Below are 16,749 nucleotides of genomic sequence, written 5' to 3' on the forward strand. Positions count from 1 at the left end.
GTGCGTGCGCCACTCGTGCTCGGGCCGCCCAGCGCGAGGGAATCTCAGGGTCGCTCGGACTCCCGGACGGTGACGCGCCGCTCCTCCACCAGCAACGGTTTGAATTTCCGCTCCGCGTTGGGCCGCTTCTGCCCGGTGGCGTCAGCGACCTCGGTCCAGGTGGCGGCGTGGCGGCGGGCGTCAGCGACAGCGGTGAGGATCGCGCGGTCATGCTCGGCCAGTGCCGCGGCCTTGGCGGCGACCGCGGCGCGGACCCGGGCGAGCGCCGCGGCTTTCGGGTCGGTGGGTGGGGTGGTGGTGGGCATGGTGGTCAGTTTCCCAGGTGTGGGCCCGCCCCGGCGCGCAGCGTGGCGGCCGGGGCGGGGTGTGGCGAGCAGGGATCAGCGGGTAGCCCGGGCCGCGGCGAGCTCGGCGCGCAGGCGCCGGTTCTCCGCCCGCAGCTCGGCGGCCGGGTCCGGGATCTGCACGAAGCCCAGGGCGCGCATCGACCAGCAGCCACGCCGCAGCTCGGTGATGAGGGACGCGAGATGCACGCCGGAGCTGGACAGCTCCGCGGGCTGGCCGGTGAGGTGCTGGGCGACCAGGTCGACGATCGCGCGCTGCGCGTCGTCGTCGTTACCGCGGACCGTGTCGAGGGTGACGTCGACAGTGACGCCGCCGGGCAGGTCGGAGAGGTTGGCGGCCTGGCCCTCGATCAGGTCGGTGATCTCGCGGAGGGCGGCGATGATCTCGTGGATGTCGCTGGTGGTGGTGGCGGTCATTGGGTGGGGTCCTTCCGAGAAGTTGACCTTGCGGAGCGGGCTCCCCGGCCTTGCACGCGGGGTGACTGCTGGCAGCCCGAGGGAGAGCGGGGGTGGGGCCCGCGGCCCCCGGCCCGTCTCAGCCGATGATCAGGTAGTGGTTGTCCTCGCCGCCGTACCGCAGGGCGGCGGCACGCATCTCGGGGGTGATCAGCCAGCGCCGGAACTCGTCGGTGACGTCCGCCGTCCGGTTGATCTTCAGCAGCGCTACCAGCGCCTGGTCCTGCTCGGCCTTGGTGCCGGGGAGCGCGGCCCGCAGCTCCGTCAGGGGCAGCCAGGTGCCGGGCTGGGCGAGGACCGCGTAGGCGGACCGGATCTTGGCGGGGGTGACCTGGCCGGCGGTGCCGGTGACCCGGTGGCGGCCGCGGTACTCGGTGGTGGTGGCCTGGGTGGTGGTGGTCTTGGTGGTCATCTTCTCTGTCTCCCTCTCCCTTGTTGTATCTCAATGATACACCAGCATCATAGAGATACGCAAGTGGGGAGGGCAGGAAAGTGGACGGTGCCCCACCCCTGGGAGCTGGGGTGGGGCACTATCGGGACCGCCCGGGTGTTCCGGGCCCGGGCGGCCGATCAGGAGAGCGCGGGCATCACCACGGCGCCGGCACCCGCACCCCATGCCGGGCCAGCTCGGTCAGCGCCCACGTCCACGCCGGGCACGTCCGCCGGGTCTGCGGGGTGCAGCTCGGGCACCCCCACGGCCGGTCGGGCTGCTCGGTGTGCATCCGCAGGTGCTCCCGCGCCACGGTCGGGCTGGGCCCCTCGGCGCGCGGCCCGGTCACAGCGCCGCCTCGATGCCGCCGCACGCCGCGCAGACACCCTCGACGCCATCGCCGTGGTGGTCCATGCCATCGCCGTCGCACGCCGGGCAGACGGGGGCGTCGTGCTCGGCCCAGTCGCCGTCGCCCGCGGGGATGACGGTCGGGGCGGCCCGGCGCTGGCCGAGCAGCCGGCGGCGGATGCGGGTCAGGCGGCTCACAGGATCGCCCCGCAGGACCAGAGGGCGACAGCGACCAGGGCGATGGTGACCAGGGGGCTGATCCACCGCCAGGGCGAGGGTCGGCCGGCGGCGGGCACGCGGACGGCCTTGTCGGCGTCCAGCTCCGCCCAGGTGCGGTGACCGGGCACGGGGACGGTCTGCCCGTCGAAGAGACGGGCGTGGGTCGGGTCGAGCTTTCGCGGGTCTTCACCCGGTAGCCTTCGCATGGGTCGGACCTCCAGCGTCCGATCAAGGCCCCTGGTCGGTGTTCGCGCGCCGGCCGGGGGCCGCCTTGTGTGTTGCGACTCTCACTGACCGTAGGGCTCGGATGCCACACGCACAAGCCCCGATGTGGACCACATATCACGGTGATCATGTGGACCACACAAGATCCCAACTGTGTGGCGGTCCGATGTGGATGCATAGCCTGACCTGCTGTGGCACGCCTCGACGACCTCGCCCGCGCTTTCCGGCGCGCTGAGGCGGCCGTCCCCGAGGCGGAGCGCGACGCCGCCGCGAAGATCGCAAAAGCCCGGCGAGACAAGGATCTTGCGCGCCAAGCCCTCGCCGCCGGCATCGTCGAGGCGTGGCGGGCGGGCACCAGTCAGGCGGAGATCGCGCGCCGAACGGGCTACAGCCGCGAGCACATCCGGCGCATCCTTCGCGAGCACGGGGTACAGCCAGGCGAGTAGGCGATCATCCGTTCGGGTGATCATGGCGGTGACCTCGCACTTTCGGTGTCACCCGTCCGGGTGATCATGCGCCGCGACTTGTCGGAGTGATCAACATCTGCGAATCGCCGGGGCGTAGGCGGGGTAGACGCGGAACTCCCCCGGGGCCGATGGTAACTCCCTCGTTACCGGCCGGTCACTGAGTGGGGAAGCCCTGACAACGGAGTTGAGGGCAGGCGACCGGCGCGGGGGAAGGTTCCGCCCGGTCATGCATCAACACGACCATCATGAGGTGCAAGCGATCATCTACGTCCACTCCGACAATCTGAACATCCACACCGAGCGATGCGCCGACTACATCCACCGCCTCGGCTACGCCCTGGCCGCCGTCGTCGTCGACGACCAGGACGGCGGCCGATGGCACGAAGCGGCCGGCATGCTCCTCAGTGGCGACGCGCAGGTGCTTGTCGTCGCAGAGCGCGATGAGCTACCGCCCGACCGCCTGCCACGGGTAGACGTGGTGGCCGAGGAGCGGCGGCGCCGGCTGTCTCCCGCTCTCGCCCAGCGGTGCCGTCCTCGCCTAGTCCGCTGAATGGCAGTACGGTGACCGCCTCCTGTAGCCGGGAGGCGGTCACCTGCGTGTACCGCATCGTGTGTTGCAGCGAGGCGTGTCCCAGCAGTTCCTGAACGGCGCGCACGTCCCGGTACCTCTCGTTGATCATGGTGGCGTAGAAGTGTCGCAGGGGGTACAGCGTGGTGGGGATGCCGACGCTCTGTAGGTACTCGTTGACCATCCGCGACACCCATTTGCCGTCCGCCGGCTTGGCACGCCGCGTCGGCACAAATAGCGGGCCGGGTGGCATCGGCTCGACCAGCTCCCATACCCGGGGCACGGTGGGCACGGCGCGGCTCCTGCGGCCCTTGCCTCGGATGACCGCGATGACCTCGCGGGTCACGTGGGACCGGTCGAGACGTGCGATCTCGAACGGCCGCAGCCCGGCGAGCGCGGCGAGGCGGCAGGCCAGCCGCCAGGGGTCGGCGGTGTCGAAGATGCACGCCTTGACGACGGGCATCTCTGCGGGGCGGGGTAAGCCGGGCTCGGGGTTGGGGCGGCGCAGTCGGGTCGCCGGGTTGTAGCTCAGCCAGGGGTCGTCCTCGTCGGTGGCCCACCGGTACAGGCGGACGATGTGCTTGTAGTAGGTGGCCCTGGTTTCGTCCGCCCAGCCGTCGCGGTCGAGCCAGGCGGCGAGCTCGTCGCCGGTGGATTCGGCCAGCCCGGCGGGTAGCTCCTGGTCGAGGCGGTAGAGGATCTTGCGGGCGCCGTCAACGGTGCTGTTGGCGTAGGTGCCGGCGCGCATCCACGTCAGATGGGTTTCGATCATGTCAGCGGTGGTGGCCATGCGCTCAGGCTGCTGGATAGGCATCGGCTACGCCTATACGCCGACGGGGCGGGGGAGCAGGGCTGGGCGGCGGGTGGACGCCTTCGGGCCGCCCCGAACGGGGGAGGTGGCAGCCTTGGGTCGCCTCTTCGTCTGGGGCGGGACGGTCGGCCGGGCCGTTTGGGTGCGCTGAGCTGGCGTTTCGGGTGTCTGGGCGCACCGAACAGTAGTCCCACCCCTACCGGGGCGGGAATCGCCGTGACAAATCTGTCAGGGCCGAGGATCAGGGCCGGGGGGTCGTGATCGAGGCGGCCGTCTCCACCGCGGGCAGCAGGGCGTGCGCCCAGACCCGGTACCCGTCCGCGGAGGGGTGGTAGCCGTCGTGGCTGAGCGTCCCGGCGTCGGCGCGGAACACCGGACCGGTCTCGGTGCCCAGGTCGACCACGGCGCCACCGGCGTCGAGGACCGCGCGGGCCTGCGCCCTGGCCGTCCGCCGGCCCAACCAGCCGATCACCTGCCGCAACGGTTGGGCGACGGAGCGGACCGCGCCGAGGTCCGGGCAGGAGCCCACCACCACCTCGGTACCGGCCTCGCGCAGCCGCCGGACCGCGGCGGCCAGGTACGCGGCGGACTCGGCCGGGCGGCGCAGCGTGGTGGCGTCGTTGGCGCCGATGAGGATGACCGCCACGTCCGGACGCTCGCCGAGCAGGGCCCGGGCCACCTGCGTGGACAGGTCGGTGGCCCGGGAGCCGGAGACGCCGACGCTGGACAGGTGGACCCGGCGGGGCTGGACGCCGTGGGCGAGCAGTTCGGCGAGCTGGCCGCCGACCGTGTCCTGCACCCGGTCCACGCCGACGCCGAGGGCCGCGGAGTCGCCGAGCAGCACCAGGCGCAGCGGCGGGGCGCCGGTGGGGCCCTTCGACGAGCGCACCGCGAGGCGCATGTCCGGCTGGGCGTACCGGCGGCTGCGGGCGCGCAGCGCCTGGGCCGCCAGCAGCGCCGCACCGCCGGCGGTACCGGCGACGAGCGTGATCACCGCCGCGCGGCCGAGGTATCTCATGTCAGCTCCACCATCGTTCGATCCGGCCCCTGCTGCGACAACGGTACGTCGCCCTCGTCGGTTCGCTGGGGGGCGACGACCGCGGTGCCGCCCCGGCGCAGGCGGGCCCAGCGCCCGTGCGGGCTGCGCTCCCGGCCGGCGACGCGTACGCCGCTGACCTCGGTGCCGGGGCGGCGGGCGGCCTGCCGGGCGGCCACCGGCAGGGCCTGCACCACCTCGGTGGCGGCCGGCGCGGCGGCGGGGGCCGCGCCGAGCGCCGCCAGGGCGGTGGGCAGCATGGCGCTGACCGCCGTGGCGTACCCGTCCGCGGAGGGGTGAAAGTGGTCGGCGCTGAACATCCGGGCCGGCTCGGCGGAGAAGCGCTGGGCCAGCAGGTCGCCCAGGGAGACGGTCCAGCCGCCGGCCTCGACGACCGCGACCGTCTGCGCCGCGGCCAGTTGCCGGCTCCAGCGGTGCACCAGCCAGCGCAGCGGCGGCTTGATCGGCTGGATGGTGCCCAGGTCCGGGCAGGTGCCGACGACCACCCGGGCGCCGGCGGCGCGCAGCGCGCGGACCGCGTCCACCAGGTGCCGGACCGCGATCGAGTGGTGGGTGAGCCGGGTCACGTCGTTGCCGCCGACCAGGATGACGGCCAACTCCGGCCCGAGCTCCACGGCCACCTCGACCTGCGGGCCGAGCCGGTCCGAGGTGGCGCCCACGACCGCCAGGCGGTGCAGCCGGACCGGGCGGCCGAGCCGTCGCGAGATGCCGGTGGCGAGCAGGGCGCCGGGCGTCTCGCGGGGGCGGCGCACCCCGTAGCCGGCGGCGGACGAGTCGCCGAGCAGGGCCAGGGTCAGCGGGGGGCCGGGCAGCTTCGCGCCGTAGAGCCCGTCGCCGCGCGGCGGCGGCGCCTCGGCCAGCGGGATCACCTTGCGCGCCGCCCGGGCCTGGGCCACCAGCAGCGACGTGGCGACCGCGCCGCCGGCCAGCAGGGCGCCTGTGCCGTACGCCAGCGTCCTGACCAACCGCAGCGCGCCGGACCACCGAGCGCGCGGAGTCCCACCCGTCATCGCGCCCTCCGCTGATGCGCTTCCCCCGAGGTCTGAAAGGCTAACGCGGCCGGGTGTCGGTTCCGCGGCCGGCGCGGGTATCCGTCAACCGGCGACGTCGGGGCCGGCTCGCTCCACTGTGACCCGGATCAGCACCCGTCGTTCGCGCTCCATGGCGGCGCGGTAGTCGTCCCAGTCCGGGTGCTCGCCGCTGATTCGGCGGTAGTAGTCGATCAGCCCGTCCATCGCCGCCGGCAGGTCGACGATCTCGGCGCCGCCGGCCAGCGAGATCCACCGGCCGAAGAACGCGTCCGGCAGCACGCACAGCCACGCCCGGGGGTCCCGGCGCAGGTTCTTCACCTTGTACGCGGTCTGCCGGCTGCTGATGACGGCCCGGCCGGCGTCATCCAGGCCGACGATGACCGGGGTCATGGCGGGCGTGCCGTCCCGGTGGCGGGTGGCTAGAACGGCGCGGTGCTGGGTACGTAGCAGCGCGCGGGCCTCATCGATGTCCATGCCGACCATCATGCCGGTGCCCGGCGTTGACGGGTCGGGGCATCCTGGGAGGACCGGCGGAAAGGAGCCCCCTGATGGCCAGCAGGACGATCCGACGCACGGCCGCCTTCACCGCGCTCGGGCGGGCGCTCACCGCCGGCGCCCGGGGCGGGCCGCCGCTGGGCCGGCGGCTGGCGGCCCTGCCGCGGATGATCCGGGCGACCATGCGCGGCCAGTACGACGGCGGCCGGCGGCTGGCGCTGATGGCCGCCGGCCTCGCCTACGTGGCCTCGCCCATCGATCTGATCCCGGAGGGCCTGCTGCTGCTCGTCGGCCTGGCCGACGACGCGGTGATGGTGGCGTGGCTGGCCGGCGCGGTGCTGTCGGAGACCGAGCGGTTCCTGGAGTGGGAGCGCCGGGGCGCGACGGTCATCGACGGGCAGGTCGGGGCGCGCGCCGCCGGCGAGCGGGGGCGTTCCCGCCGGTAGCCGCCGGGCAGGCCGTAGGCTTGGGCGCTGAACGAGGGTTTGGCGTGCCGCGCTGCGGCGGCCGGCGGGAGAGGGCAGCACGTGCGGTACTACGACAACGTCGTCGAGTTGATCGGCAACACGCCGCTGGTGCGGCTGCGCAACGTCGTGCCCCCCGGTGGGGCGACCGTGCTGGCCAAGGTGGAGTACGTCAATCCGGGTGGCTCGGTGAAGGACCGGATCGCGCTGCGCATGGTGGAGGACGCGGAGAAGGCGGGCCTGCTCCGGCCGGGCGGCACGATCGTCGAGCCGACCAGCGGCAACACCGGCGTCGGGCTGGCGCTCGTCGCCCAGCTGCGCGGGTACCGCTGCGTGTTCGTCTGCCCGGACAAGGTCTCCGAGGACAAGCAGAACGTGCTGCGCGCGTACGGCGCGGAGGTGGTGGTCTGCCCGACGGCCGTGGCGCCGGAGGACCCACGCTCGTACTACACCGTCTCGGACCGGCTGACCCGGGAGATCCCCGGTGCGTGGAAGCCCGACCAGTACTCGAACCCGGCGAACCCGCGCTCGCACTACGAGACGACCGGGCCGGAGATCTGGGAGCAGACCGAGGGCCGGGTCACCCACTTCGTGGCGGGCGTCGGCACCGGCGGCACGATCTCGGGCATCGGCCGGTACCTGAAGGAGGCGTCGAACGGCGCGGTGCGGGTCGTCGGCGCGGACCCGGAGGGCTCGGTCTACTCGGGCGGCACCGGCCGGCCGTACCTGGTCGAGGGGGTGGGCGAGGACTTCTGGCCGGTCACCTACGACCGCCGGGTCGCTGACGAGATCATCGAGGTCTCGGACACGGCCTCGTTCGACATGACGCGGCGGCTGGCCCGCGAGGAGGGGCTGCTGGTCGGCGGCTCGTGCGGGATGGCCGTGGTCGCGGCCGCCGAGGTGGCCCGCCGCGGCACCCCGGACGACGTGGTGGTGGTCCTGCTCCCGGACGGCGGCCGCGGGTACCTGTCCAAGATCTTCAACGACGAGTGGATGGCCCGCTACGGCTTCCTGGGCACCTCGCGGGCCGAGGCGACCGTGGCCGACGTGCTGCGCGGCAAGCCGGGCGGGATGCCCGAACTGATCCACGCGCACCCCACCGAGACTGTCCGGGACGCGATCGACTACCTGCGCGAGTACGGCGTGTCGCAGCTGCCGGTGCTGAAGGCCGAGCCGCCGGTGGTGACCGGCGAGGTGGCCGGCTCGATCGCCGAGCGGGACCTGCTGGACGCCCTGTTCACCGGGCAGGCGCACCTGCACGACACGATCGAGCGGCACATGGGTCCGCCGCTGCCGATGGTCGGCGGCGGCCAGCCGGTGAGCGAGGCGGTGACCCTGCTGGAGAAGGCCGACGCCGCGATGGTGCTGATCGACGGCAAGCCGGCCGGGGTGATCACCCGGCAGGACCTCCTCGCCCACCTGAACGCCTGAGCGCCGGCGGGGCTCCCCGACCATTGTGGCCGCCGGGGAGCCCGCGCCGGCCGGCTCAGGCGGCCGAGGCCGCCAGCTCCACCGGCACGGTGATCACGTCCACGAACGCGCCCTTGCGCAGGACGGTGATCGGTAGCCGGGTGCCGATCGCCGGGCCGAGCATCAGCCGCAGCAGCGTCTGGACGCTCTCCACCGGGCGGCCGCCGGCGGAGACGATGATGTCGCCCAGGTAGATGCCGGCGCTGCCGGCGGGGCTGCCCGGCACCACCTCGGCCACCCGCAGCCCGCGCCGCTGGCCGAGCCGCTCGGCGAGCTGGGGCGGGAGCGGCACGGGTACCCCGGCCACGCCCAGCCAGGCCCGGCGGACCTTGCCGGTGGAGACCAGGTCCCCGATGATCTGCCTGGTGGTGCCGTTGATCGGCACCGCCAGCCCGAGGCCGTACCCGGCGACGGCGGTGTTGACGCCGACCACGTTGCCGGTGGCGTCGGCCAGCGCGCCGCCGGAGTTGCCGGGGTTGAGCGCGGCGTCGGTCTGGATGACATCGTCGATCAGCCGGACCACCCGCCCGTCCCGGGCCGGCAGCGAGCGCCGCAGGCCGGAGACGACGCCGGCGGTGACGGAGCCGGCGAGGCCCATCGGGTTGCCGACCGCCACCACGAGCTGGCCGATGCGCAACGGGTCCGCGTCGCCCAGGTCGGCCGGGGGCGCGCCGGAGTGCAGCACCCGCAGCACGGCCAGGTCGGAGAGGGGGTCGGCGCCGACCACGTCGAACCGGCTCTCGCTGCCGTCGGAGAAGGTGACCGTGCCGCTGCGGGCGCCGGCCACGACGTGCGCGCTGGTGAGAAGGAAGCCGTCGTCGGTGAAGACCACCGCGGAGCCGGCGCCGGCGCCGCGCGGGGTACGCACGGCGACCGCCGCCACGCTGGGCAGCACCTTGTCCGCGACGGACGTGACGAGCTCGCTGTACGCGTCGAGCGCGCGCCGTTCGGTGTCCATGCCTTACGGAACGTGGTCGTTCCGGTTCTGATGCCCGGCGCGGCTATGCCCAGAGCGAACAGGGCGTATACCCCACGCCGGTGCCGCCAGGCGGATAACCGGGATAACCATCCGAACGGGGGTATCGCACTGCCTGTGCGACCGGGTCCATTCCGCTCGGCGTTGACTCCACCGTACGGGGTGCTGACCTTGACAACTGCATCGCGCCAGACCTCCGGGCCCGCGCGCCCCGGCCGTCCATTCCCCGGGCGGACCGCGGCGGGCGGCGCCCGCGTCCGGCGGTGACTCCCGGGCCGCCCGCCAGCGCCCGGGAGTCCCGCACCGCAAACCCGCCCGGAAGCCGGAGGCCGGCACTTGCCTCCGCCGGCCTCCACCGGTCGACGCCTCCGGCCAGGCGTCCACTCCGGTTCCTGGCGGGTACGGCGGGCGGGAGTACGTGCATCGGTTCCCCCGCCAACTCCGGTCCGCGTACTCCCGCCCGAGCGGTCTTCCGGCCTCCTCCGCCCACGGCAAGGCTCGCTGTGGCGGCGCTCGGCTAAGGCAGGGCTCGGCTAACGGTGGCGCTCGGCTACGGCAGGGGACGGCTAACGGCAAGCGCTCGGCTACGGCAGGGGGCGGGTGTAGCGGAGCTGCATGGTGAGCGCGGGGCCGATCGCCCCCTCGCGGCGCACGCCGTCCGGCCGCCAGCCACCGCGCTCGTAGAAGCGGCGGGCCCGGTCGTTCCCCTCCAGCACCCAGAGCACCGCGCGGGGCCGGTCCAGCTCGGCCAACTCCGCCAGGGCGGCGGCCATCAGCACCCGCCCGACCCCGGTCCCGACGCGTTCCGGCGCCACGTGGATCGCATACAACTCGGCGACGCCGGGCGTCTCGCTCGGCCCGACGTAGCTGAACCCGGCCACCTCGCCGCCGGCCTCGGCGACCAGCAACCGGTGCGTCTCCCGCTCGTACCGCCAGCGCTCGGTCCACCAGTCGACCATGCTCGCCACCGGCACGGCGGCGAGCGCCTCCGCCGGTACCAGGTGCGCGTACGCGGACGCCCGCGAGCGGGTGTGCACGTCGCCGATCGCCGCCAGGTCCTCGGCCGCCGCCGGCCGGATCATCGCCCCCACGCCCTCACCCTATTGCCGCTTCGGCACCGCCACCCGGGCGAGATCCTCGGCGACCACGATCTCGCCGTCGAACACCTCCCGCGCCTCCGCCAGGAAGCGCTCCGGCTGCGGGTACCGCTGGGAGAAGTGCGTGAGCACGAGCCGGCGGACGCCCGACTCGGCCGCCACCCGCGCGGCCTGCCGCGCCGTCAGGTGCCCGTACCGGTGGGCCAGATCGGCGTCCTCGTGCAGGAAGGTGGCCTCGATGACGAGCAGGTCCACGCCGTCGGCCAGGGCGAACACCGCGTCGCAGAGCCGGGTGTCCAGCACGAAGGCGAAGCGCTGCCCCCGCCGCGGCTCGCTCACCTGGTCCAGGGTGACGCCGTCCAGCCGGCCCAGGGCCCGCAGGCGCCCGATCGCGGGGCCCGCGATGCCGTGCCGCGCCAGCAGGTCCGGGCGCATGCGGCGGCCGTCCGGCTCCACCAGGCGGTACCCGTACGCCGGGATCACGTGCGCCAGGGGGTACGCCAGGAGCGTGCCGGAGTCGGTCTCGGCGACGACCCCGGGGCGCTCGATGGGGTGCTCGACCAGCGTCGCCTGCTCGTAGAACGAGGTGGCGTACCGCAACCGGTGGAAGTACTCCAGCCCCTCGGCGGGGAAGTGCGCGTGCACCGGGTGCGGCACCCGGTCCAGCGAGAGCCGCTGCACGATGCCGGGCAGGCCGAGGCTGTGATCGCCGTGGAAGTGCGTCACGCAGATCCGCGTGACGTCGGTGGCCGCCACCCCGGCCAGCAGCATCTGCCGCTGGGTGCCCTCGCCCGGGTCGAAGAGGATCCCCTCGCCGTCCCAGCGCAGCAGGTACCCGTTGTGGCCGCGCCGCCGGGTCGGCACCTGGCTGGCGGTGCCGAGGATGACCAGCTCCCGCATACCCGCCTCTTTGAACACCGCCCGCTCTGAATATGGTCGACCCCCGGGCTCCGCGCGGACGCGGGCCGGCTGGACAAGGCCGGCATACCCGGGGGTCGGGTGGCTGCCTGGAATTCGCCGAGCCGCCGCCACACGGTCTCGGTCCCACGCCGCGGGCATCGTGCCCGGCGGCGGTTGAGCCAAGGAACAGCGGCTAGCGGACAGCCACCTCACGAGTCCGATTGCTATACAAAGCTGGACCACCTCCCTTCCCGTGTACGGCCAAACTATCCAGCCGTGATCGGGGCCGACAAGTGGTTTCCAGAACCTGGCGGCGGGGCCCGTACGGATCTCCCGGCCGGAGCCCGCCCCGCCGCCGGGCCGCCGCCGGCCCGCTCGCGTCACCGGGGAAAGGCCGGCTCCACGATCAAGGGCACTGGGCGTCGACCCAGCGGGCGGCCCTTGACCGCGGAGCCCTGCCGACCCGTGCTGCGACGTCCGGGTCGCTATCCCGAGCGGACGCGGTCCACCCGGGCGGCGTCAGCGCTCAGGAATACGCCGGCCGCTTGTGGTTGTGCTTCTTGTGGTCGTTTTTCTTGTGGTTGTGCTTCTTGTTGTTGTGCTTCTTGTTCTCGCACTTCTTGTGGTTGTTCTTCTTGTTGTTCTTCTTGTTCTGGTTCTTCTTCTCGTCGTGCTTCTTGTTGTTCTTCTTGTTGTTGTTCTTGTGGTCGCACTTCTTCTTGTTGTCGTGCTTCTTCTTGTTGTTGTTCTGCTTCTTGTTCTTCTCGTTCTTGTTCTTCTTGTTCTCGTTCTTGTTCTTGTTCTTGTTTTCGTTCTTCTTGTTGTTCTCGTGCTTCTTGTTGTCGTGCTTCTTGTTGTTGTTGTTCTCGTTCTGGTTGTTGCACTTGTTCTTGTTCTCGTTCTTGTTGTTGTTCTGGTTGTTGTTGTTTTCGTTCTGGTTGTTCTCGTTCTTGTGGTGCCGGTTGTTCTTCTTCTCGTTGTCGCACTTCTTGTCGTCGTTGCGGCGGTCGTCCCACTTCTGGTGGTGACCGGCCCGCGTGTACGCGTGCCAGCCGTAGCCATCGGCCGGGTTGGCGTTCGCCATCGCCGGCGCGACCAGCAACCCGCCGGCGGCCAGCGCGCCGACGATCATCGACTTGCGGATCCAGGACCTCATCGGGTGTCCTCTCGTGTCTGTTCCGGGAAAGGAATCCATCGCTTCGGGTGTGCACTGGTATCTGGTTGTCCGGAACCCGCGACGGGTGGCGCGCGAATGCCGCGGCGGCCACGGTCGCGTCGCATCAATGCGGGTACACGCACGGCGGCACCCCGGGGCGGTCGGCCCGGAAAGCGCAATATCCGACCATGCCTCGCAGCGTATGGGCGGGGCGGTCCGCGGGTGGCCGGCCGTCGTGCCCCAACCCGGACGGTCGATAGTGGAAGATTCGCCCGAAAGAAAGGCGAATGGGGGCGCTACCCCGATGGGTTGACCAACGGTCGGGGGAAATGGCGAAAGAACGGGTTGGACAGCAAAAAGGCCGGGTGGTTCGACACCACCCGGCCTTGCCTGTTACGTCGTCAGGCGTTGGTTCTGGCCACGCCCACGGGGCAGGTCATTCCGGTCGGACCGTGGTTGCAGTAGCCGTACGGGTTCTTCGCGTCCGACAGGTACTGCTGGTGATAGTCCTCGGCCAGGTAGTACGGACCCAGCGGCGCGATCTCCGTGGTGATCGTCCCGTGTCCGGCGGCCGAGACCACCGGCTGGAAGGCGTCGCGGCTGGCCACGGCCGCCCGGGCCTGCTCGCCGGTGGTCGTGTAGATCGCGGAGCGGTACTGGGTGCCCACGTCGTTGCCCTGGCGCATGCCCTGGGTCGGGTCGTGGTTCTCCCAGAAGACCTTGAGCAGGTCCTCGTACGCGATCTTCTTGGGGTCGTAGACGACCTGGACCACCTCGGCGTGGCCGGTGCGGCCGCTGCACACCTCCTCGTACGTGGGGTTGGGCGTGCCGCCGCCCGCGTAGCCGGCGGACGTGGTGTAGACGCCGGGGAGCTGCCAGAACAGCCGCTCGGCGCCCCAGAAGCAGCCCATGCCGAACACGGCCACCTCGGTGCCCTCCGGCCACGGACCGGTGAGCGGGGTGCCGAGGACGGTATGCGGCGCGGACACCGACATCGGTGTGTCGCGGCCCGGCAGGGCGGCTTCGGGGGTGGGCAGGTCGAGCTTCTTGTTGCGCAGGAACACGGCCGGCTCCTTTCCCGGGGAGGATCTCTCCCACGAGGAGTCCAACACCGGTACTCCCGTGGACCTTACCCACCCAGCGCGGCGGCGATCCGTTCCGCGTACAAGGTTGCCTCGGCGTCGTCGGCGTACCTGGTGCGGGGCCAGAAGAAGCCGCGCAGGCCGTCGCCCCTGGTCCGGGGGACGACGTGGGTGTGCAGGTGGGCCACCGATTGGGAGACGCGGTTGTTTATCGCCACGAACGTGCCGCCGGCACCCAGCCCGGCCTCCACGGCGACCGCGACGCGCTGCACCAGGCCGAAGTACGGTGCCAACTCGTCCGGCGGCACGTCGGCCAGGACGACCTGGTGCTGGCGGGGCACAACCAGCACGTGGCCCTTGAAGACCGGCCGGATGTCGAGGAACGCCACGCCCGCCGGCTCGTCGGCGACCACGAAGCCCGGGCGGGAGCCGGCGATGATGTCGCAGAACAGGCAGTCGGCCACCCCGCGAGGGTAGGTCAACGCCCGTCGACCGCTACGCTGGGCCTGGTGACGTACGGGTTCGAGACGCTCGCCATCCACGCCGGCCAGGAGCCGGAGCGCCGCACGGGCGCGGTGGTGCCGCCAATCTTCCAGACTTCCACCTACGCGCAGGACGCGGTCGGGGCGCCGAGGCTGGGGTACGAGTACAGCCGCTCGGGCAACCCCACGCGGGACGCCCTGCAGGAGTGCCTGGCGGCGCTCGAGGGCGGCCGGCGCGGGTTGACGTTCGCCAGCGGGCTGGCCGCGGAGGACACCCTCCTGCGCACGGTGTGCCGGCCGGGCGACCACGTGGTGATCCCGGACGACGCGTACGGCGGCTCGTACCGGCTGTTCGCGAAGGTGCTGGAGCGGTGGGGGCTGGCCTACACCCCGGCCCGGATCTCGGACCCGGCCGCGGTGCGGGCGGCGATGACCGACCGCACCCGGGTCATCTGGGTGGAGACGCCGACGAACCCGCTGCTGGGCATCGCGGACGTCGCGGCCCTGGCGGGCGTGGCGCACGAGCGGGACGCGCTTCTCGTGGTGGACAACACCTTCGCCTCGCCGTACCTGCAACAGCCGCTCGCCCTCGGCGCCGACGTGGTGGTGCACTCGACCACCAAGTACATCGGGGGCCACTCGGACGTGGTCGGCGGCGCCCTGGTCACGACGGACCGGAGCCTCGGCGACGAGTTGGCGTTCCACCAGAACGCGATGGGCGCCGTGAACGGCCCGTTCGACGCGTGGCTGACCCTGCGCGGGGTCAAGACGCTCGGCGTGCGGATGGACCGGCACTGCGACAACGCGGAGCGGGTCGCCGAATACCTGTCGCGGCACCCGAAGGTGTCCCAGGTGCTCTACCCGGGGCTGCCGGACCACCCGGGGCACGAGACCGCGGCGAAGCAGATGCGCCGGTTCGGCGGGATGATCTCGTTCCGGGCCGCGGGCGGCGAGGCCGCCGCCGTCGAGGTGTGCGACCGGGCCCGGGTGTTCGTGCTCGCCGAGTCGCTCGGCGGGATCGAGTCGCTGATCGAGCACCCCGGGAGAATGACGCACGCGAGCGCCGCCGGCTCGCCGCTTGAAGTACCGGCGGATCTCGTGCGACTGTCTGTCGGCATCGAGACGGTGGACGATCTGCTCGCCGATCTGGAGCAGGCGCTGGGCTAGCGAGCGTGCTCGTACAACGGGAGCAGGGCCTTCAGGGGAGGGTGGCCATGCCGGAGATCGTGCGGACCTGGGTGGGCGCGACGGCGAAGCAGATCGCCCGCGCGGTGCGCCGGGGCGACGCGTCGGCGACCCAGGTCGTCGCGGACCACCTGGACCACATCGCCGCCGCCGACCCGCGGTTGACCGCGTTCCGGGTGGTGCGCGCCGGTGCGGCGATCGCCGAGGCCGAGCAGGTCGACGAGCAGGACGACCTGGGCAACCTGCCGCTGGCCGGGGTGCCGATCGCGGTCAAGGAGAACACCCCGGTGGCCGGGGTGCCCACCTGGTACGGCTCGGCCGCCGTCCGCACCCCGGTCGCGGAGGAGGACCACGAGGTGGTCCGGCGGCTGCGCGGCGCGGGCGCGGTGGTGGTCGGCGTGACCCGCATGCCCGAACTGGGGCTCTGGGCGGTCTCCGACGACGAGTCCGGGGCGGTCCGCAACCCGTGGGACCCGGCCCGCACGCCCGGCGGCTCGTCCGGCGGCGCGGCGGCCGCCGTCGCCGCGGGGCTGGTCCCGATCGCGCAGGGCAACGACGGGCTGGGTTCGATCCGCATCCCCGCCGCCTGCTGCGGCCTCGTCGGGCTGAAGCCGGGCCGCGAGGTGGTGCCGGCCAACCTCGGCGCGAGCGGCTGGTTCGGGCTGGCCGAGAACGGCGTCCTCGCCACCACGGTCGCGGACGCGGCGCTGGGGTTCTCGGTGCTGGCCGGGCGCAGCCCCGCCAGGCTGGTCGAGCCGCGGGCGCTGCGGGTGGCCGTCTCCACCCGGCCGCCGGCCGCCGGCATCAGGTTGGACGGGCCCAACGCCGACGCCGTCGCCACGGCCGCCCGGCTGCTCGCCGGCGCCGGACACGCCACGGTCACGGCGGACCCGCCGTACACGGTCGGGCTCGGCCTGCGCACGATGGCCACCTGGTTCGCCTCGGCGTACGAGGAGGCCCAGGCGGCCGGGCTGGACCGGCGCACCCTCCAGCCGCGCACCCGGCGGCACATCGCGGTCGGCGGGTGGGCCAGCCGGCGCGGGTATGTGCGGGCCGCCGACCGCGAGGCGTGGCGCACCACCTGCACCGCGTTCTTCGCCGACGGCCCGTACGACGTGCTGCTCACCCCGGCCCTGGCCGCCACGCCCCCGCGCGCCGAGGGCTGGTACCGCCGATCCTGGTCCGCGAACCTGCTGACCTGCCTGCGGTACGCCCCGTACGCGGCGCCCTGGAACGTGGCCGGCTTCCCCGCCGTGGTCGTGCCGATCGGCCTGCGCCCGGACGGCCTGCCGGTCGGCGTCCAGGTGGTCGGGCCGCCCGGCAGCGAACTGCTGCTGCTCGCGGTCGCCGGCCAACTGGAGTTGGCGGCGCCCTGGCAGCGGCACGCGACCGGCTGGCCCCGGGTACCCGCCAGCGCCGGGTGAGCCCGGCACCGCCGGATCGACCGACGAACCGGCCGGGCACCACGCCCGCGCCGGAAGGGCAC

Annotated in this window: 21 protein-coding genes; 5 read left to right on the top strand and 16 right to left on the bottom strand. The window is 72.9% G+C overall.

The annotated features are described in order from the left end of the window. Positions 1-44: 44 nt before the first annotated feature. The 6 genes from KJS59_RS15310 to KJS59_RS15335 form a co-directional block, all read right to left on the bottom strand. Positions 45-305, bottom strand: a complete 261-nt coding sequence (locus KJS59_RS15310; protein ID WP_213453556.1) for a hypothetical protein — start codon at positions 303-305, stop codon at positions 45-47. A gap of 75 nt (positions 306-380) precedes the next feature. Then, the gene (locus KJS59_RS15315; protein ID WP_213453557.1) at positions 381-761 is read right to left on the bottom strand and encodes a hypothetical protein; all 381 of its coding nucleotides are present in this window, start codon (positions 759-761) and stop codon (positions 381-383) included. A 118-nt stretch (positions 762-879) separates the two neighbouring features. After that, positions 880-1,212: a hypothetical protein gene (locus tag KJS59_RS15320; RefSeq protein ID WP_213453558.1), complete on the bottom strand. Its 333-nt coding sequence runs from the start codon at positions 1,210-1,212 to the stop codon at positions 880-882. 175 nt (positions 1,213-1,387) lie between these two features. Further along, positions 1,388-1,579, bottom strand: coding sequence for a hypothetical protein (locus KJS59_RS15325; RefSeq protein WP_213453559.1), 192 nt, complete (start codon positions 1,577-1,579; stop codon positions 1,388-1,390). Continuing rightward, entirely contained in the window at positions 1,576-1,776 is a 201-nt protein-coding gene (locus KJS59_RS15330) for a hypothetical protein (protein ID WP_213453560.1), read from the bottom strand. The genes KJS59_RS15325 and KJS59_RS15330 overlap by 4 nt, the downstream gene beginning before the upstream one ends. Continuing rightward, entirely contained in the window at positions 1,773-2,003 is a 231-nt protein-coding gene (locus KJS59_RS15335) for a hypothetical protein (RefSeq protein ID WP_213453561.1), read from the bottom strand. The genes KJS59_RS15330 and KJS59_RS15335 overlap by 4 nt, the downstream gene beginning before the upstream one ends. 210 nt (positions 2,004-2,213) lie before the next feature. On the opposite strand from KJS59_RS15335, the gene KJS59_RS15340 reads away from it, so the two are divergent. Then, positions 2,214-2,468, top strand: a complete 255-nt coding sequence (locus tag KJS59_RS15340) for a hypothetical protein (protein ID WP_213453562.1) — start codon at positions 2,214-2,216, stop codon at positions 2,466-2,468. A gap of 422 nt (positions 2,469-2,890) precedes the next feature. Here the strand turns inward: KJS59_RS15340 and KJS59_RS15345 are convergent, their stop codons facing one another. From KJS59_RS15345 to KJS59_RS15360, 4 genes are all read right to left on the bottom strand, one after another. Further along, entirely contained in the window at positions 2,891-3,847 is a 957-nt protein-coding gene (locus KJS59_RS15345) for a tyrosine-type recombinase/integrase (protein ID WP_213453563.1), read from the bottom strand. Positions 3,848-4,109: 262 nt separating this feature from the next. Continuing rightward, positions 4,110-4,886 carry an SGNH/GDSL hydrolase family protein gene (locus KJS59_RS15350; RefSeq protein ID WP_213453564.1) on the bottom strand — a complete coding sequence of 259 codons (777 nt, stop codon included), beginning with the start codon at positions 4,884-4,886 and terminating at the stop codon, positions 4,110-4,112. Beyond that, on the bottom strand, positions 4,883-5,935 hold the full coding sequence (locus KJS59_RS15355) for an SGNH/GDSL hydrolase family protein (RefSeq protein ID WP_213453565.1): 1,053 nt from the start codon (positions 5,933-5,935) through the stop codon (positions 4,883-4,885). The genes KJS59_RS15350 and KJS59_RS15355 overlap by 4 nt, the downstream gene beginning before the upstream one ends. An 84-nt stretch (positions 5,936-6,019) precedes the next feature. After that, a complete protein-coding gene (locus KJS59_RS15360) occupies positions 6,020-6,430 on the bottom strand; it encodes a PPOX class F420-dependent oxidoreductase (protein ID WP_249714247.1) in 411 nt (136 codons plus the stop codon). Between the two features lie 74 nt (positions 6,431-6,504). Here KJS59_RS15360 and KJS59_RS15365 point away from each other — a divergent pair, with 74 nt between their 5' ends. Together KJS59_RS15365 and KJS59_RS15370 are read left to right on the top strand one after the other, a co-directional pair. Further along, on the top strand, positions 6,505-6,897 hold the full coding sequence (locus tag KJS59_RS15365) for a YkvA family protein (protein ID WP_213453567.1): 393 nt from the start codon (positions 6,505-6,507) through the stop codon (positions 6,895-6,897). Between the two features lie 81 nt (positions 6,898-6,978). Beyond that, the gene (locus KJS59_RS15370; RefSeq protein WP_213453568.1) at positions 6,979-8,346 is read left to right on the top strand and encodes a cystathionine beta-synthase; all 1,368 of its coding nucleotides are present in this window, start codon (positions 6,979-6,981) and stop codon (positions 8,344-8,346) included. A 55-nt stretch (positions 8,347-8,401) separates the two neighbouring features. Here KJS59_RS15370 and KJS59_RS15375 read toward each other — a convergent pair whose 3' ends face one another. The 6 genes from KJS59_RS15375 to KJS59_RS15400 form a co-directional block, all read right to left on the bottom strand. Continuing rightward, positions 8,402-9,343 carry a S1C family serine protease gene (locus tag KJS59_RS15375; protein WP_213453569.1) on the bottom strand — a complete coding sequence of 314 codons (942 nt, stop codon included), beginning with the start codon at positions 9,341-9,343 and terminating at the stop codon, positions 8,402-8,404. Between the two features lie 602 nt (positions 9,344-9,945). Further along, positions 9,946-10,452 (bottom strand): GNAT family N-acetyltransferase, encoded by a 507-nt coding sequence (locus tag KJS59_RS15380; RefSeq protein ID WP_213453570.1) that lies wholly within the window; start codon positions 10,450-10,452, stop codon positions 9,946-9,948. A 9-nt stretch (positions 10,453-10,461) separates the two neighbouring features. Then, positions 10,462-11,358 carry a ribonuclease Z gene (locus tag KJS59_RS15385; protein ID WP_213453571.1) on the bottom strand — a complete coding sequence of 299 codons (897 nt, stop codon included), beginning with the start codon at positions 11,356-11,358 and terminating at the stop codon, positions 10,462-10,464. Positions 11,359-11,884: 526 nt separating this feature from the next. After that, the gene (locus tag KJS59_RS15390; protein ID WP_213453572.1) at positions 11,885-12,514 is read right to left on the bottom strand and encodes a hypothetical protein; all 630 of its coding nucleotides are present in this window, start codon (positions 12,512-12,514) and stop codon (positions 11,885-11,887) included. Between the two features lie 401 nt (positions 12,515-12,915). Continuing rightward, a complete protein-coding gene (gene msrA / locus KJS59_RS15395; RefSeq protein ID WP_213453573.1) occupies positions 12,916-13,578 on the bottom strand; it encodes a peptide-methionine (S)-S-oxide reductase MsrA in 663 nt (220 codons plus the stop codon). A 65-nt stretch (positions 13,579-13,643) separates the two neighbouring features. Then, on the bottom strand, positions 13,644-14,060 hold the full coding sequence (locus KJS59_RS15400; RefSeq protein ID WP_213453574.1) for an HIT family protein: 417 nt from the start codon (positions 14,058-14,060) through the stop codon (positions 13,644-13,646). Positions 14,061-14,105: 45 nt separating this feature from the next. On the opposite strand from KJS59_RS15400, the gene KJS59_RS15405 reads away from it, so the two are divergent. Both KJS59_RS15405 and KJS59_RS15410 read left to right on the top strand, forming a co-directional pair. Continuing rightward, positions 14,106-15,245: a cystathionine gamma-synthase gene (locus tag KJS59_RS15405; RefSeq protein WP_213453575.1), complete on the top strand. Its 1,140-nt coding sequence runs from the start codon at positions 14,106-14,108 to the stop codon at positions 15,243-15,245. A 47-nt stretch (positions 15,246-15,292) separates the two neighbouring features. Further along, positions 15,293-16,687, top strand: coding sequence for an amidase (locus KJS59_RS15410; RefSeq protein WP_376771183.1), 1,395 nt, complete (start codon positions 15,293-15,295; stop codon positions 16,685-16,687). Positions 16,688-16,749 lie beyond the last annotated feature (62 nt).

Origin of the sequence: Rhizomonospora bruguierae (assembly GCF_018397995.1) — a bacterium.
Taxonomy (GTDB): Bacteria; Actinomycetota; Actinomycetes; order Mycobacteriales; family Micromonosporaceae; genus Rhizomonospora; species Rhizomonospora bruguierae.

Coding starts and splice junctions, on each gene's coding strand:
- KJS59_RS15310 (WP_213453556.1), bottom strand. CDS start 305: ATGCCCACCACCACCCCACCCACCGACCCGAAAGCCGCGGCGCTCGCC.
- KJS59_RS15315 (WP_213453557.1), bottom strand. CDS start 761: ATGACCGCCACCACCACCAGCGACATCCACGAGATCATCGCCGCCCTC.
- KJS59_RS15320 (WP_213453558.1), bottom strand. CDS start 1,212: ATGACCACCAAGACCACCACCACCCAGGCCACCACCACCGAGTACCGC.
- KJS59_RS15335 (WP_213453561.1), bottom strand. CDS start 2,003: ATGCGAAGGCTACCGGGTGAAGACCCGCGAAAGCTCGACCCGACCCAC.
- KJS59_RS15345 (WP_213453563.1), bottom strand. CDS start 3,847: ATGGCCACCACCGCTGACATGATCGAAACCCATCTGACGTGGATGCGC.
- KJS59_RS15350 (WP_213453564.1), bottom strand. CDS start 4,886: ATGAGATACCTCGGCCGCGCGGCGGTGATCACGCTCGTCGCCGGTACC.
- KJS59_RS15355 (WP_213453565.1), bottom strand. CDS start 5,935: ATGACGGGTGGGACTCCGCGCGCTCGGTGGTCCGGCGCGCTGCGGTTG.
- KJS59_RS15360 (WP_249714247.1), bottom strand. CDS start 6,430: ATGGACATCGATGAGGCCCGCGCGCTGCTACGTACCCAGCACCGCGCC.
- KJS59_RS15365 (WP_213453567.1), top strand. CDS start 6,505: ATGGCCAGCAGGACGATCCGACGCACGGCCGCCTTCACCGCGCTCGGG.
- KJS59_RS15375 (WP_213453569.1), bottom strand. CDS start 9,343: ATGGACACCGAACGGCGCGCGCTCGACGCGTACAGCGAGCTCGTCACG.
- KJS59_RS15385 (WP_213453571.1), bottom strand. CDS start 11,358: ATGCGGGAGCTGGTCATCCTCGGCACCGCCAGCCAGGTGCCGACCCGG.
- KJS59_RS15390 (WP_213453572.1), bottom strand. CDS start 12,514: ATGAGGTCCTGGATCCGCAAGTCGATGATCGTCGGCGCGCTGGCCGCC.
- KJS59_RS15410 (WP_376771183.1), top strand. CDS start 15,293: ATGCCGGAGATCGTGCGGACCTGGGTGGGCGCGACGGCGAAGCAGATC.